The organism is Rhizobium sp. A37_96 (assembly GCF_053521765.1).
This window is the reverse complement of record NZ_JBNWDS010000002.1, coordinates 473,173-487,840: the sequence shown is the minus strand read 5'-3', so window position 1 is coordinate 487,840 and position 14,668 is coordinate 473,173. Positions and strand designations below refer to the sequence as shown.

At 63.2% G+C, this 14,668-nt stretch carries 11 protein-coding genes; 2 read left to right on the top strand and 9 right to left on the bottom strand.

The genetic code is table 11. The features are described from left to right. Positions 1-32 precede the first annotated feature (32 nt). Complete coding sequence (gene secD / locus ACQZ6J_RS08815; RefSeq protein WP_163984726.1) at positions 33-2,591, top strand: protein translocase subunit SecD; 2,559 nt, start codon at positions 33-35, stop codon at positions 2,589-2,591. Positions 2,592-2,751: 160 nt separating this feature from the next. Here secD and ACQZ6J_RS08810 read toward each other — a convergent pair whose 3' ends face one another. After that, positions 2,752-3,627, bottom strand: coding sequence for an SMP-30/gluconolactonase/LRE family protein (locus ACQZ6J_RS08810; protein ID WP_449083439.1), 876 nt, complete (start codon positions 3,625-3,627; stop codon positions 2,752-2,754). Between the two features lie 268 nt (positions 3,628-3,895). Here ACQZ6J_RS08810 and ACQZ6J_RS08805 point away from each other — a divergent pair, with 268 nt between their 5' ends. Further along, positions 3,896-5,965, top strand: a complete 2,070-nt coding sequence (locus ACQZ6J_RS08805; protein WP_449083437.1) for an ATP-dependent helicase — start codon at positions 3,896-3,898, stop codon at positions 5,963-5,965. A gap of 232 nt (positions 5,966-6,197) precedes the next feature. Here ACQZ6J_RS08805 and mmsB read toward each other — a convergent pair whose 3' ends face one another. From mmsB to ACQZ6J_RS08765, 8 genes are all read right to left on the bottom strand, one after another. Further along, positions 6,198-7,079: a 3-hydroxyisobutyrate dehydrogenase gene (gene mmsB, locus ACQZ6J_RS08800; RefSeq protein ID WP_163984729.1), complete on the bottom strand. Its 882-nt coding sequence runs from the start codon at positions 7,077-7,079 to the stop codon at positions 6,198-6,200. 74 nt (positions 7,080-7,153) lie between these two features. Further along, the gene (locus tag ACQZ6J_RS08795; protein ID WP_449083435.1) at positions 7,154-8,212 is read right to left on the bottom strand and encodes an enoyl-CoA hydratase/isomerase family protein; all 1,059 of its coding nucleotides are present in this window, start codon (positions 8,210-8,212) and stop codon (positions 7,154-7,156) included. Between the two features lie 39 nt (positions 8,213-8,251). Then, complete coding sequence (locus ACQZ6J_RS08790) at positions 8,252-9,847, bottom strand: GMC family oxidoreductase (RefSeq protein ID WP_449083433.1); 1,596 nt, start codon at positions 9,845-9,847, stop codon at positions 8,252-8,254. A 178-nt stretch (positions 9,848-10,025) separates the two neighbouring features. Then, entirely contained in the window at positions 10,026-11,009 is a 984-nt protein-coding gene (locus ACQZ6J_RS08785; protein WP_163984732.1) for a branched-chain amino acid ABC transporter permease, read from the bottom strand. A gap of 1 nt (position 11,010) precedes the next feature. Further along, complete coding sequence (locus ACQZ6J_RS08780; RefSeq protein ID WP_163984733.1) at positions 11,011-11,898, bottom strand: branched-chain amino acid ABC transporter permease; 888 nt, start codon at positions 11,896-11,898, stop codon at positions 11,011-11,013. Positions 11,899-11,901: 3 nt separating this feature from the next. Next, complete coding sequence (locus ACQZ6J_RS08775; protein WP_449083430.1) at positions 11,902-12,603, bottom strand: ABC transporter ATP-binding protein; 702 nt, start codon at positions 12,601-12,603, stop codon at positions 11,902-11,904. Positions 12,604-12,605: 2 nt separating this feature from the next. Then, positions 12,606-13,388 (bottom strand): ABC transporter ATP-binding protein, encoded by a 783-nt coding sequence (locus ACQZ6J_RS08770; RefSeq protein WP_449083428.1) that lies wholly within the window; start codon positions 13,386-13,388, stop codon positions 12,606-12,608. Positions 13,389-13,403: 15 nt separating this feature from the next. After that, complete coding sequence (locus ACQZ6J_RS08765) at positions 13,404-14,612, bottom strand: ABC transporter substrate-binding protein (RefSeq protein ID WP_449083426.1); 1,209 nt, start codon at positions 14,610-14,612, stop codon at positions 13,404-13,406. Positions 14,613-14,668: the final 56 nt, after the last annotated feature.

Sequence of the window (14,668 nt, the reverse complement as noted above, 5' to 3'; positions counted from 1 at the left end):
CCGGCATAAGCGTATTTTCAAGGATAATACCCATGCGTACCTCACCATGGCTCGTGGCACTTTATACGGTGATCATTGTGATCGGCCTTTTTGTCGCCCTGCCGAACGTGCTGCCGCAGTCAGTTCTCGGCAAAATTCCGTCCTGGCTGCCGCATAGCCAAGTTTCCCTCGGCCTCGACCTTCGCGGCGGCTCCTATCTCGTGCTTGAAGTCGACGAGAAGGACCTGACCAACGGCCGGCTGCAATCGCTGCAGCAGGATTCGCGCCGCGTGCTGCGCGACAAGAACATCCAGACCCGCTCGATCGTCCGCAACGGCAACCAGGTCGTCGTGACGCTCACCGATCCCGCGCAGAGCGGCGATGCGGTGACGCAGCTGCAGACGCTCGCCAACACGGTCACGTCCGGCCTTTCGGCCGGTCAGTCCGACCTGGCGATCACGCCGAATGGCGCAACGATCGCCATGTCCTTCTCGCAGGCGGGTATTGCGGCCAACGTCGATTCCGCCGTTCAGCAGAGCCTTGAAGTCATCCGCAAGCGCGTCGACCAGGTGGGCGTCGCAGAGCCGACCATCCAGCGCGTCGGACCGAACCGCGTTCTCGTGCAGCTTCCGGGCGCACAGGATCCGTCGCACCTGCGCGAGCTTCTCGGCTCGACCGCGAAGATGTCCTTCCATCTTCTGGCCGACAATGCCGACCCGAACAACCCAGGCCCCGGCGTCACCATCCTCAAGGACGAGCAGGGCAACAGCTATCCGGTTCTCGACCGTATCGAACTGTCGGGCGACCGCCTGACCGACGCCCGCGTCAGCTTCGATCCGAACACGCATGAGCCGCTCGTCACCTTCCGTTTCGACAGCGCCGGCGCCAACCGCTTTGCGGAAATCACCCGCGAAAATGTCGGCAAGCCCTTCGCCATCGTGCTCGACGACAAGGTGCTGAGCGCACCGAATATCCGCGAGCCGATCACCGGCGGTTCGGGCCAGATTTCCGGCAACTTCACCGCCGACAGCGCCACGACGCTTGCAGCCCTGCTGCGCGCCGGCGCGCTGCCTGCCAAGCTGACCGTCATCGAAGAGCGCACCGTCGGCGCCGACCTCGGCAGCGACGCGATCCAGAAGGGCATCTATAGCGGCCTGCTCGGCTTCGTCCTGGTTGCCGCCTTCATCTTCGTGCTCTACGGCGCCTGGGGCATTCTCGCGAATGTTGCGCTGCTCATCCACACCATCCTGACCTTCTCGGCCCTGACGCTGGTCGGCGCCACGCTGACGCTGCCCGGCATCGCCGGTGTCGTCCTCGGTATCGGCCTTGCGGTCGATGCCAACGTTCTCATCAACGAGCGCATCCGCGAAGAAACCCGCAAGGGCCGCGGCGCCTTCGCCGCCATCGATAACGGCTTCAAGAAGGCTTATTCGACGATCATCGACGGCAACATGACGGCCCTGATCGCGGCCGCCATCCTGTTCTACTTCGGCTCCGGCCCGGTTCGCGGCTTTGCCGTGACCATGGGTCTCGGCCTCATCATCTCGATGTTCACCTCCGTCGCCTTCGTGCGCGTCGTGATGATCGCCATCACCCGTCGCAGCAAGCTGAAGGTGATCAACATCAGGCCGCTGATCCCCTTCAGCCCCTATGACAAGCATATCCAGTTCATGAAGGCCCGCTTCTTTGGCGTCACCGTCTCGGCGATCCTGTCGATCGCCTCGGTGGTCCTGTTCATCCATCCGGGCCTCAACTACGGCGTCGATTTCCGCGGCGGCATCCAGATGTCGGTCAAGACCAAGGACGCAGCCGATCTGGCGACGTTCCGCGAGGGCCTGAACACGCTCGGCCTCGGCGAAATCGCACTGCAGTCCTTCGGCGACAACAACAGCATCCTTGTCCGCGCCCAGCGCCAGGACGGCGGCGAAGAGGCGCAGACGGCCGCTGTGACCAAGCTCAAGGCGGAAATCGTCAAGATCGACCCGACCGCGACCATCGAAGGCACCGACGTCATCGGTCCGAAGGTTTCGGGCGAGCTTGCCTGGGCCGGCATCCTGTCTGTCGTGATCGCCAGCCTGGCCATGCTGTTCTACATCTGGTTCCGTTTCGAATGGCCGTTCGCGGTCGGCGCCATCGTGACGCTGGTCCTCGACGTCACCAAGGCGATCGGCTTCTTCGCGATCACCGGCCTCGATTTCAACCTGACGGCCATCGCCGCGATCCTGACGCTTGTGGGATATTCGGTGAACGACAAGGTCGTGGTCTACGACCGCATGCGTGAAAACATGCGGCTCTACAAGTCGATGCCGCTGCGCGACATCATCGACAAGTCGATCAACGAGACCCTGGCGCGAAGCCTCTATACCAACGCCACGGCCTTCCTGGCGCTGCTACCGATGGCGATCTGGGGCGGCAGCGCCGTCTCCAGCTTCGCGATCCCGATGGTGTTCGGCATCCTTGTCGCCGGCGCCTCGTCGATCTTCATCGCAGCGCCGATCCTGCTCTTCCTCGGCGACTGGCGCCGCCGTCATGCCAAGCCGGTTGCCAACGATAGCAAGCAGGCGGACGGCACGTCCGGCAAGGACAACAAGCAGATCCCCGCAGCCGAATAAGCGGCAGATATTTGAAAAGGACGCGCCCGGAGACCGGGCGCGTCCGCCAGGCCGAGCTGACGTGTGTCGCGTAAAAATGTGCAGCAGTTTTGCGGCGACGACATGCGAAACAGCGGAAAACCAAAGCGCAAGAGGCGAATCGGAAAGATCGCGCGGCGCTTTAGGAAATGTTCGGCATATGCAGCGGCAGCCCGGGACGTGGCGCCGTTATCTTCTCCACCACACCCTTTTCCTGCTCGCTGACGAGCAAGTGCTTGCCATCGACGGTAAAGGCAATATTGCCCGGCCGCGTGCCGTCCGTGCGGATGTGGCCCGTCATCCTGCCCTCGCTATCGATCAGACAGATCTCGCCCAGCCCATACATGGCGCAATACAGCATGCCGCTGCGATCGAAGGCGAGGCCGGCCGGCCCGCGCAGCATGTTCACGGCGGGCGACGTCATCGATTGCGCGAACATCTCCTGGCGGCCGCCGACGATCTGACGATAGATTTTCCCGGTCAATGTCTCGCTGTAATAGAGCAGCCCGTCCGGCCCGAAGGCGATGCCGCCGGCAAGAAGCAGGCCGGCGGCCAGCACGCGAATGACCCGGCCCTCCGCCGGATCGATCTGATAGACGCAGCCATTGTAAGCGGCCTTGAAGAAATCGGGATGGATGTGACCGCCTTCGAGGAGATCGGCAAGGCGGATGCCGGAATCGGTCATGTAGAGCAGGCCGTCAGGCCCGAAGGCCAGGGCATTCGGATGGAGAAACGGACCGTCCGCGCCTCCTTCTATCACCTGGAGAACCCGCCCTTGCGGCGAAAGCCTCACAAGAGAATCCTCCGGGCCATCCGCCACCCAGAAGCAGCCATCGCCGTCGATCGCTATACCGGTCGGACTGCCGCCGATCCGGCACACTTCCTTGTTGGCGCCGCTCGTGTCGAAAAGCTTCAGGGAGCGGCGGCTAGCATCCATTTCGACAAGCGCAAGACGCCCGCCGGGGAGAGCCACCAGTCCGCTAGGCAGACGCAGGCCAGTGGCGATCGTGTCGTTCATTTTCTGAAACCTTCACTCTACGCACTGCGACACTCCAAAAACTCAAAATGCCACGCCATAGCCATACATAAGCACGAAGAAAGTTCTTTTCGAGCGGTATTCAGGCAAATCCCAAGAAGTTTCTTGCGCCGAAGCTCACATCTGCGTGCAATTCCACCGATCTTGACAGGCTTTGGCGATTCGGAACATCCATAGAACGCGCGATAGGTTTCGCGCTTGCGATTCGTTGCCTGTCGCGCCCCGAATTCCCGTCCGGTCAGGAGAATTGATGACTGCCGCCTATCTGGAAAAGCTGAACCCGGAGCAGCGGCTGGCGGTAGAGCACGGCACGACCACGGGCGACGGTCATGTCGCCGGGCCGCTGCTCGTCATCGCCGGGGCCGGCTCCGGCAAGACGAATACGCTTGCCCATCGCGTGGCGCACCTGATCGTCAAGGGTGCCGATCCGCGCCGCATCCTGCTGATGACATTCTCGCGCCGCGCTGCCGCCGAAATGGGCCGCCGCGTGGAACGGATCTGCCGTGAGGTGCTGGGTGCGAATGCCGGCATCACCGCCGATGCGCTGGCCTGGAGCGGCACGTTTCACGGCATCGGCGCGCGCCTGCTGCGGGACTATGCAGAACAGATCGGCATCGATCCGGCCTTCACGATCCACGACCGGGAAGACAGCGCCGACCTGATGAACCTCGCGCGCCACGATCTCGGCTTTTCGAAGACGGAGAACCGCTTCCCGACCAAGGCGACATGCCTTGCCATCTATTCCCGCTCCGTCAACGCGGAAGCGCCGCTCGACGGCGTGCTGCGCGACTTCTTCCCCTGGTGCGCCATGTGGGAGCAGCAGTTGCGCGATCTCTTCGCCTGTTATGTCGAGGCGAAGCAAGCGCAGAACGTGCTCGATTATGACGACCTGCTGCTCTACTGGGCGCATATGCTGCAGGAGCCGCTGATCGCCGAGGATATCGGCAGCCGCTTCGATCATGTCCTGGTCGACGAATATCAGGACACCAACCGGCTGCAATCATCGATTCTGCTGGCGCTGAAGCCGGATGGCCGGGGATTGACCGTCGTCGGCGACGATGCGCAGTCGATCTACTCCTTCCGTGCCGCCACCGTGCGCAACATTCTCGATTTTCCCAAGGCTTTTACGCCGTCGGCCGATATCGTCACGCTCGACCGAAACTATCGCTCGACGCAACCGATCCTCGCCGCCGCCAATGCCGTGATCGATCTCGCCTCGGAGCGCTTCACCAAGAACCTGCGCACGGAGCGGCAAAGCGCGGAGCGGCCGCGCCTGGTGACGGTGCGCGACGAGGCCGATCAGGCGCGCTACATCGCCGACCAGCTGCTGGAAAACCGCGAGGGCGGAACAAGGCTCAAGCAGCAGGCCGTGCTGTTCCGCACCTCGAGCCATAGCGGCCCGCTGGAAGTGGAGCTCACGCGGCGCAACATTCCCTTCGTGAAATTCGGCGGCCTGAAGTTTCTCGACAGCGCTCATGTCAAGGACATGCTGGCGGCGCTGCGTTTCGCCCAGAACCCGCGCGACCGCGTGGCGGGCTTTCGCCTGATGCAGCTTCTGCCGGGCGTCGGCCCCTCCACGGCGCAACGCGTCCTCGACCAGATCGGCGAAGAGGCAAGCCCCATCGCGGCCCTCGCGGAGCTTCCACCACCGCCCCGCACCGGAGACGACTGGACCGCTTTCGTGGAGACGATGCAGGAGGTCAAAAGCGGCAAGGCCGGCTGGCCGGCGGAAATCGGCCTGGTTCGCCAATGGTACGAGCCGCATCTGGAGCGGGCTCATGAGGACGCCGCGACACGCCAGGCCGATCTCGTCCAGCTCGAACAGATTGCCGCAGGCTACGGCTCGCGCGAGCGCTTCCTCACCGAACTGACGCTCGATCCGCCCGACGCGACCAGTGACCAGGCCGGCGTGCCTTTGCTCGACGAGGACTATCTGATTCTTTCGACCATCCATTCCGCCAAGGGACAGGAATGGACGAAGGTCTTCATTCTCAACGCCGTCGACGGCTGCATTCCCGCCGATCTCGCCGTTGGATCATCCGCCGAGATCGAAGAGGAGCGGCGGCTGCTTTATGTCGCCATGACCCGGGCGAAGGACAATCTCGACCTCGTCACTCCGCAACGATTCTTCATTCACGGCCAGCATGCACAGGGCGACAAGCATGTCTTCGCCTCACGCACGCGCTTCATCCCGGCGACATTGCTGCAGTTTTTCGAGGTCTGCGGCTGGCCGCAGGCCCGGGCCGAGAGCGCCGCCGCCGTCCGGGCGCGAGAGGTGCGTGTCGATGTCGGTGCGCGCATGCGCGGCATGTGGCGGTAAGTTGTGGCTGCGGAGATCGGTAGGTCGGGCATGTTCGCGGATGCTGCGCCTTCGTGCATGGCCCCTCACCCTAACCCTCTCCCCGTGAACGGGGAGAGGGAAACGACTTCACAAAGTAATACGCCTCTCAGCAAACAGCAGCGGCTTGGGGCACGGCTCCCCCTCTCCCCGCCTGCGGGGAGAGGGTCGGGGTGAGGGGCAGCCTTGCGCCCACCCAACTATCCACCCAACCTCACTTCGCCTCGCGAAACATCTCGATAATAGCCGAAAAATCGCGGCCGCCATTGCCGAGCTTTTCGAAGAGCGCGTAGAGCTGCGCCGCTTCGGCACCCAGAGGCGTCGACGCGCCGCTGGAGAGAGCGGCCTCCTGCGACAGGCGCAGGTCCTTGAGCATCAAGGCGGCAGAAAAGCCGGGCTTATAGTCGTTGTTGGCGGGCGAGGTCGGCACGGGTCCGGGCACGGGGCAATAGGTATTGATCGACCAGCACTGGCCGGACGAGGTCGAGGCGACGTCGAACAGCGCCTGATGCGAAAGGCCGAGCTTTTCGCCGAGCACGAAGGCCTCGCAGACGCCGATCATGGAAATGCCGAGGATCATGTTGTTGCAGATTTTCGCCGCCTGCCCTGCTCCGGCATCGCCGCAATGGACGATCTTCTTGCCCATCACGTCAAGCAGCGGCCTGGCGGCGGCAAAGCTCTCTGCCGAACCGCCGGCCATGAAGGTCAGCGTTCCCGCCGCAGCCCCGCCGGTGCCCCCGGAAACAGGCGCATCGAGCGAGAGGCAGCCGGCATCGCCAGCCATCGCATGCGCCTTGCGGGCGCTGTCGACATCGATGGTGGAACTGTCGATCAGCAGGGTTCCCTTGGGCACGGAGCGCAGCAGGTCGGTCCAGACGGTGAGGACATGCTGGCCCTTCGGCAGCATGGTCACCACCACTTCGGCGTCGGCCAGCGCCTCGGTCAAGACGCTCGCGGGCTTGACGCCCGATGCCTCGGCCGCCTTCAGCACGTCATGCGAGAGGTCGTAACCAGTAACGGCATGGCCGGCCTTGACGAGATTGGCGGCCATCGGGCCTCCCATGTTGCCGAGGCCGATGAATGCGATCCGTGTCATGATGTTTTCCTCCCATGATCGGTTGAAGCTATGCGACAGAGCGGTTCAGAAACTCCCTGATGAACCAAGCCGTTCTACGTCGCGAAAAGCGGCGGCTGCGCCGCTATGAAGAAGCGGTCGATATCGTCTGGCGCCACGTCCGAAAGGCTGGCCGGAGACCATTTCGGATTGCGGTCCTTGTCGATGACGGCGGCGCGCACGCCTTCGTAGAAATCGTGATTATACAATATGCCCATGCAGGCGCCGAGTTCACGATTGAGGCATTCGGCGAGGCTGGCGCTCGTCCGCCCGGCTCGCAGCAGCCGCAGTGTCAGCTTCAGGCTGGTCGGCGAGCGGCTGGCGATCACGCCGGCCGCTTCGGCGGCAAATTCTCCCGGTTCGCCGGCCAATGCCTGCAATACGTCTTCGACCTTATCTCCCGCGAAGGCGCGGTCGATCACATCCCGGTTTACGGCAAGCCGGCTCTCGCCGGCATCCGCCGCCATCGTCCGGATCAGCGCATGCACATCTTCCGCAGAGGCCGAGGCGGGCAGCGCCGCAATCGCGTCCACCAGAGCCGGCAGGGCCGAAGATGCCACGCAGTGATCGGCAAAGCGGGCATGGATCGCATCGGCAGCACCCACGGCAAGGCCGGTCAGCCCCATCCATGTGCCGGCTTCGCCCGGTGCGCGCGGCAACAGCCAGGTGGCGCCGACATCGGGGAAGTAGCCGATGCCGGTCTCGGGCATGGCAAGGCGCGTGCGCTCGGTGACGACGCGGTGGCTGCCATGCGCCGAGAGGCCGACGCCACCGCCCATGGTGATGCCGTCCATCAATACCACATAGGGCTTGGAGTAGCGCGAGATCGCGTGGTTAAGCCGGAACTCCTCGCGCCAGAAGGTTTCCGCGCCATCGGAACCCTCCTTGCCGCTCTGGTGCAGCAGGCGGATATCGCCGCCCGCGCAGAAACCACGCTCCCCCTCGCCCATGACGACGACGCTCGCGACCGAGGGATCGGCGGCAAAATCCTCCAGTGCCAAAGCGATGACCCGCACCATCGGCAATGTCAGGCTGTTCAGCGCCTTCGGCCGGTTGAGCCGGATGATGCCGGCCGATCCGCGCCGCTCGATGATGACCTCGTCCTGGCTGTCCATGCAAATCTCCTGTCTTCGCCTCCACCCATCCATAGGCCTTCAGCGGTTGTCGGCAAGGATCATTTCGGCTGCCTTTTCGGCGATCATGATGGTTGGCGAGTTGGTATTGCCCGATGTGATCGACGGCATGATCGAGGCGTCGGCGATGCGCAGCCTTGCCAGCGCCCGCAGCCGCAGGCGGGGGTCGACCACGCTCTGCGCGTCGCTGCCCATGCGGCATGTGCCGATCGGATGGAAAATCGTCGTGCCGATCTCGCCGGCGGCGCGCTCCAGATCCGCATCGGTTTCATAGGCCGGCCCAGGCTTGAACTCCTCCGGCCGGAACCGGGCGAATGAGGGCTGCGCCACGATCCGCCGTGTCAGGCGAATGGAGCGCACGGCGATCTCCCGGTCGCGCGCGGCGGAAAGATAATTCGGGCTGATGGCCGGCTGCATGGCGAAATCGGGGCTGCGGGCATGCACGGAGCCCCGGCTTTCGGGCCTCAGATTGCAGACGCTGGCGGTGATTGCCGGAAAGGGATGAACCGGATCGCCGAACTTGTCGAGCGAGACCGGCTGTACATGATATTGCAGATCCGGCGTCTCCTTGTCCGGCCCGGATCGCGTGAAGATGCCGAGCTGGCTCGGCGCCATCGCCATCGGGCCGGAGCGGCGAATGAGATATTCCAGCCCGATCGCCGCCTTGCCGATCAGCTTCGTCGCCTTCTCGTTCAGCGTGGGCACGCCGGTTACTTTGTAGGCAAGGCGGAGCTGAAGATGATCCTGCAGGTTTTCGCCGACGGACTTTACCTCGCGCACGACCTCGATGCCGGCCCTCCCCAACACCTCGCCATGGCCAATGCCCGAAAGCTCGAGAATATGCGGCGAGCCGATCGAGCCGGCGGATAACACCGTCTCCTTGGTCGCATAGGCACGCTTGGCCACGCCGTCATGCTGGAATTCGACGCCGGTGACGGCATCGCCCTCGACGATCAGGCGGCGAACCTGCGCCTTTGTATAGACGGTGAGATTGCCTCGTTTCATCGCCGGCCGCAGGAAGGCTTTCGTCGTATTCCAGCGGATGCCGGAACGCTGGTTGACGTCGAAATAGCCCGAACCTTCATTGTTGCCGCGATTGAAATCCGGCGTCTCCGGAATGCCGGCCTCCCTGGCGGCGGCCTGGAAGGCATCGAGCACGGCCCAGCGCACGCGCGCCTTCTCGACCCGCCATTCACCGCCGGCGCCATGCATCTCGTCCTTGCCGCGATAGTGATCCTCGGACTTGATGAAATAGGGCAGCACGTCGTCCCAGCCCCAGCCTGCACAGCCGAGCTGGCGCCAGAGATCGTAGTCACGCGCCTGGCCGCGCATGTAGATCATGCCGTTGATGGAGGAGCAGCCGCCGAGCACCTTGCCGCGCGGATAGTTCAGCGACCGGCCGTTCAGGCCCGGCTCCGGCGACGTGGTGAAACACCAGTCGGTTCGGGGATTGTTGATGCAATAGAGATAGCCGACCGGGATGTGGATCCAGTGGTAATTGTCGTTACCGCCGGCTTCCAGCAGCAGCACCCTGTTGTTGCGGTCGGCCGAGAGCCGGTTGGCGAGCACGCAGCCGGCACTGCCGGCGCCGATGATGATGTAGTCGAAGCGATCCATTCCAAAAACTCTGTCGTCCCCTCTCCCCGCATGCGGGGAGAGGGTTAGGGTGAGGGGCGGGAATGCCCGGCAAATTCAGCATTCGCTGGAAGTCCGTACGGGCCCCTCATCCGCCCTTCGGGCACCTTCTCCCCGCCCCTTCGACAAGCTCAGGACGGGGAGAAGGACAATCAAGCGGTCACCGCCGATATTCGAACCCCAGCTTCCGTCCCAGCCGCGAGGCATAGAATTCGCCGACGACGCCGCGGCGGAAGAGCAGGACGCAAACCATGAAGACGATGCCGGTGATGATGGTGACCGGGAATTCCGAGGTCGCGAGATAGTTTTCCAGCGTCGCTACGAACCCCGCGCCGAAAAGCGGGCCGATCAGCGTGCCGATACCGCCAAGCAGGGTCATGAGGATGACCTCGCCGGACATCTGCCAGGCGACATCGGTCAGCGTCGCGAACTGGAAGACCAGCGCCTTGACCGCGCCGGCAAGCCCCGCCAGGGCCGCCGACATGACGAAAGCGCCGAGCTTGTAGCGCGCGACGGAATAGCCGAGCGAGATCGCCCGCTGCTCGTTTTCGCGGATCGATTTCAGGATCATGCCGAAGGGCGAATTGATGAACCGCCAGATGATCAGCACGCCGATCAGGAAGACGGCGAGGACGAAATAATACATGTTGAAAGAGTTGTTGAGATCGAGAACGCCGAAGAGATAGCCGCGTGGCACCGACTGAATGCCGTCCTCGCCATGGGTGAACTCCGCCTGCAGGCAGAAGAAATAGAACATGTAGGACAGCGCCAGCGTGATCATGGCGAAATAGATGCCCTGCCTGCGGATGGCGACGAAGCCCATGACGAGGCCGAGCAGCGCGGCGCCGGCGACGCCGATCAGAATGCCGAGTTCGGGCGGGAGACCCCATTCCTTCACGGCGTAGGCCGTAAAATAGGCCGCACCGCCGAAGAAGGTGGCGTGACCGAAGGAAAGCAGGCCGGCATAGCCGAGCAGAAGATTGAAGGCGCAGGCGAATAGCGCGAAGCAGAGCACCTTCATGACGAAGATCGGGTAGACGAAGAACGGCGCCCAGATCAGCCCGACGAGGCCGAGGACCAGCAACAGCTTCTGTACCGAAAACTTCGGGCGCCCTCTGGAGGCCAATGTGATCAGGTCCACCATATCACGCATCCCGACCGAAGAGGCCCGCGGGCCTGAAGAGCAGCACGATCGCCATGATGACGAAGATGACGATATTCGACGCTTCCGGATAGAAGACCTTGGTCAGGCCCTCGGCAATGCCAAGCATGTAGCCCGTCACGATCGCCCCCATGATCGAGCCCATGCCGCCGACGACGACCACGGCAAAGACGATGATGATCATGTTCGATCCCATCAGCGGCGAGACCTGGTAGATCGGCGCGGCCAGCACGCCGGCAAAGGCGGCGAGCGCCACGCCGAAGCCGTAGGTCAGCGTCAGAAGCACAGGCACGTTGACGCCGAACACCTGCACGAGTGTGGAATTCTCGGTCGCGGCACGGAGATAGGCGCCGAGCTTGGTCTTCTCGATCAGAAGCCAGGTTCCGATGCAGACGATCATCGAGGCGATGACCACCCAGCCGCGATAGACGGGCAGGAACATGAAGCCGATATTTTTCGCGCCCGCCAATTCCGCCGGAACGGAATAGGGCTGGCCGGATGAGCCGTAGAGATAGCGGAACGTCCCCTCGATCGTCAGCGCCATGCCGAAGGTGAAGAGCAATCCGTAGAGCGGATCGATCTTGTAGAGTTGACGCAGGCAGAACCTCTCGACCAAGGCGCCGAACAGGCCGACGATCAGCGGCGCGACGATGAGCGCCGGCCAGTAGCCGATGCCGGCATAGGTGAGCAGCAGATAGGCCGTGAAGGCGCCAAGCATGTAAAGCGCGCCATGGGCGAAATTGATCACCCGCAACATGCCGAAGATGATCGCGAGACCGAGGCTCAGCAGCGCATAGAAGGAGCCGTTGATGAGACCGATCAGCAGCTGACCGAGAAGAGCCTGGGCGGGGATGCCGAATATCGTCGTCATGGCTCAGACCCCCAGAACCTTGTGCAGCATGTCCATACGCTCAGGCAATTCGCCGACCGGGAATTCCGAAACCATCCGGCCATGATCCATCAGATAGAAGCGATCGGCAATCCGGCTGGCGAAACGGAAATTCTGCTCGACGAGCAATATGGTCATGCCGCGGCCTTTGAGCGTCTGCAGGACTTCGCCGATGCGCTGGACGATGACGGGCGCGAGGCCCTCGGTCGGCTCGTCGAGCAGCAGCATGCGGACGCCGGTGCGCAGGATGCGGGCCATGGCGAGCATCTGCTGCTCGCCGCCGGAAAGCCTGGTGCCGACGCTGTTGCGCCGCTCGTGCAGATTAGGAAACAGCTCGAAGATCTCGTCGAGCGTCATGCCGCCGGGGGCGACAACCGGCGGCAGCATCAGGTTTTCATAGACGCTGAGCGTCGAGAAGATGCCGCGCTCTTCTGGCACGAAGCCGATGCCCTGATGCGCCGTCCTGTGCAGCGGCACCTGCATCATGTCCTTGCCGGCGAAGGTGATCCTGCCCTTGCGGGCACGGACGATGCCGACGATGGTGCGCAGCGTCGTCGTCTTGCCGACGCCGTTGCGGCCGAGGATGGTGATGGTTTCGCCCTCGCCCACCGCCATGTCGACGCCATGCAGGATATGGCTTTCGCCATACCAGGCATTGAGGCCTTGAACTTCCAGCAGCGGCGCCATCGTCAAGCCTCCTCCGTGCCCATATAGGCTTCGCGAACGCGAGGATCCCGGCTGACGGTAGCGTAATCGCCCTGGGCCAGGATCTCGCCGCGCTGCAGGACTGTGACATGATGGCAGATATCGGCAACGACAGAGAGATTGTGCTCCACCATGAGCACAGCCCTGTCGCGCGCAACATCGCGGATGATGGCGGAGACGGTCTTCACATCCTCCAGCCCCATGCCGGCCATCGGCTCGTCCAGCAGCAACACCTTCGGATCGAGCGCAAGCGTCGTCGCTATCTCGAGCACGCGCTTGCGTCCATAGGAAAGATCGGCGGCGATGGCATCGCGCTCCTTCGAGAGCCCCACGGAGGCGAGCAGCTGTTCGGCGCGGGCATTGAGGCTGTCGAGAGCCGAGAGCGGCCGCCAGAACTGGTGCGCGAGATTACCCGGCCGCTGCAGGGCGACGCGGACATTGTCCAGAACCGTCAGGTGCGGAAAGACGGCCGAAATCTGGAAGGAACGCACGAGGCCCATGCGCGCGACCTTGTCGGGCCTCGTTCGGGTGATGTCGGTGCCAAGCAGCGTGATCGTGCCATGCGTCGGCTGCAGGAATTTGGTGAGCAGATTGAACACCGTCGTCTTGCCGGCGCCGTTCGGACCGATCAGCGCATGGACGCGGGCATGATGCACGTCGAGATCGACATTCTTGACGGCGGTGAAGCCTCCGAAATCGCGACGCAATCCCCGGGCGGATAGGACTACCCGGGGCTCTTCCTGCTGATGTGTCGCTGACATCGCCATGGGCTTGTCGCAGCCCTATTGCTTGACGAGATCGCAGCCGCTCTTGGCCGGGTCGATATAGGCTTCCTTGCCAGGAATGGTCGCCAGCACGTTGAAATAGTCCCACGGCTCCTTGCTCTCTTCCGGCTTCTTGACCTGAAGCAGATACATGTCGTGGATCATGCGGCCGTTGGCGCCGACCGTGCCGCCGCGGCCGAAGAAATCGTCGACAGGCATTTCGTGCAGTTCCTTGGCAACGGCCTCGGTATCGTCCGTGCCGGCCTTCTGCACCGCCTTCAGATATTGCATGACAGCGGAATAGGTGCCGGCGTGGATCATGTTCGGCATCTTGCCGGTGCGGGCAAAGAAGCGCTTGCCGAATTCGCGGCTCTTGTCGTCGAGGTTCCAGTAGTAGCCTTCCGTCAGCGTCAGCCCCTGCGCCGCCTGCAGGCCGAGACCGTGGACTTCGGCAAGCGTGAAGAGCAGCGCCGCCAGATGCTGGCCGCCCTGGGTGATGCCGAATTCCGAGGCCTGCTTGATGGCGTTTGACGTGTCGAGGCCTGCATTGGCAAGACCGATGACCTTGGCGCCCGACGACTGCGCCTGCAGCAGGAAGGACGAGAAATCATTCGTCGACAGCGGATGACGGACGGAGCCCAAAATCTTGCCGCCGTTCGCCTTGACGAAATCGCCGGTCTGCTGCTCGAGCGAGTAGCCGAAGGCATAGTCCGCCGTCAGGAAGAACCAGGTATCGCCGCCCTGCTTGACCAGGGCGCCGCCGGTGCCGACAGCGAGCGCATGCGTGTCATAGGCCCAATGGAAGCCATAGGGCGAGCATTGCGAGCCGGTGAGATCCGTCGTGGCGGCGCCGGTGACGATATCGATCTTCTTCTTTTCCTTGGCGACGGCCTGCACGGCCAGCGCAACGGAAGAGGTCGTCAGCTCCATGATGGCGTCGACCTTATCCTGGTCATACCATTGGCGGGCGATGTTGGAGGCGATATCGGGCTTGTTCTGGTGGTCGGCATCGACGATCTCGATCGGAACGCCGAGAACCTTGCCGCCGAAATCCTCCGCGGCCATCTTGGCGGCCTCTACCGACGATTTACCGCCGAAGTCCGCATAGACGCCGGACTGGTCGTTGAGGATGCCGATCTTGACGACACCATCGGATGCACCGTCGGCGAAGGCCGCGGTGCCGGTTGCAAGCAGAAATGCCAGGGATGCAATGAGACTCTTTCGCATGTCCTCTCCTCCCAGAGATTTGGCAAAAACGAATCTGTTCAGAATTGGCCAGCCGC

Excerpts from the sequence above, each read along its gene's own strand:
- secD (WP_163984726.1), top strand. The coding sequence starts at position 33 with ATGCGTACCTCACCATGGCTCGTGGCACTTTATACGGTGATCATTGTG.
- ACQZ6J_RS08810 (WP_449083439.1), bottom strand. The coding sequence starts at position 3,627 with ATGAACGACACGATCGCCACTGGCCTGCGTCTGCCTAGCGGACTGGTG.
- ACQZ6J_RS08805 (WP_449083437.1), top strand. The coding sequence starts at position 3,896 with ATGACTGCCGCCTATCTGGAAAAGCTGAACCCGGAGCAGCGGCTGGCG.
- mmsB (WP_163984729.1), bottom strand. The coding sequence starts at position 7,079 with ATGACACGGATCGCATTCATCGGCCTCGGCAACATGGGAGGCCCGATG.
- ACQZ6J_RS08795 (WP_449083435.1), bottom strand. The coding sequence starts at position 8,212 with ATGGACAGCCAGGACGAGGTCATCATCGAGCGGCGCGGATCGGCCGGC.
- ACQZ6J_RS08790 (WP_449083433.1), bottom strand. The coding sequence starts at position 9,847 with ATGGATCGCTTCGACTACATCATCATCGGCGCCGGCAGTGCCGGCTGC.
- ACQZ6J_RS08785 (WP_163984732.1), bottom strand. The coding sequence starts at position 11,009 with ATGGTGGACCTGATCACATTGGCCTCCAGAGGGCGCCCGAAGTTTTCG.
- ACQZ6J_RS08780 (WP_163984733.1), bottom strand. The coding sequence starts at position 11,898 with ATGACGACGATATTCGGCATCCCCGCCCAGGCTCTTCTCGGTCAGCTG.
- ACQZ6J_RS08775 (WP_449083430.1), bottom strand. The coding sequence starts at position 12,603 with ATGGCGCCGCTGCTGGAAGTTCAAGGCCTCAATGCCTGGTATGGCGAA.
- ACQZ6J_RS08770 (WP_449083428.1), bottom strand. The coding sequence starts at position 13,388 with ATGGCGATGTCAGCGACACATCAGCAGGAAGAGCCCCGGGTAGTCCTA.
- ACQZ6J_RS08765 (WP_449083426.1), bottom strand. The coding sequence starts at position 14,612 with ATGCGAAAGAGTCTCATTGCATCCCTGGCATTTCTGCTTGCAACCGGC.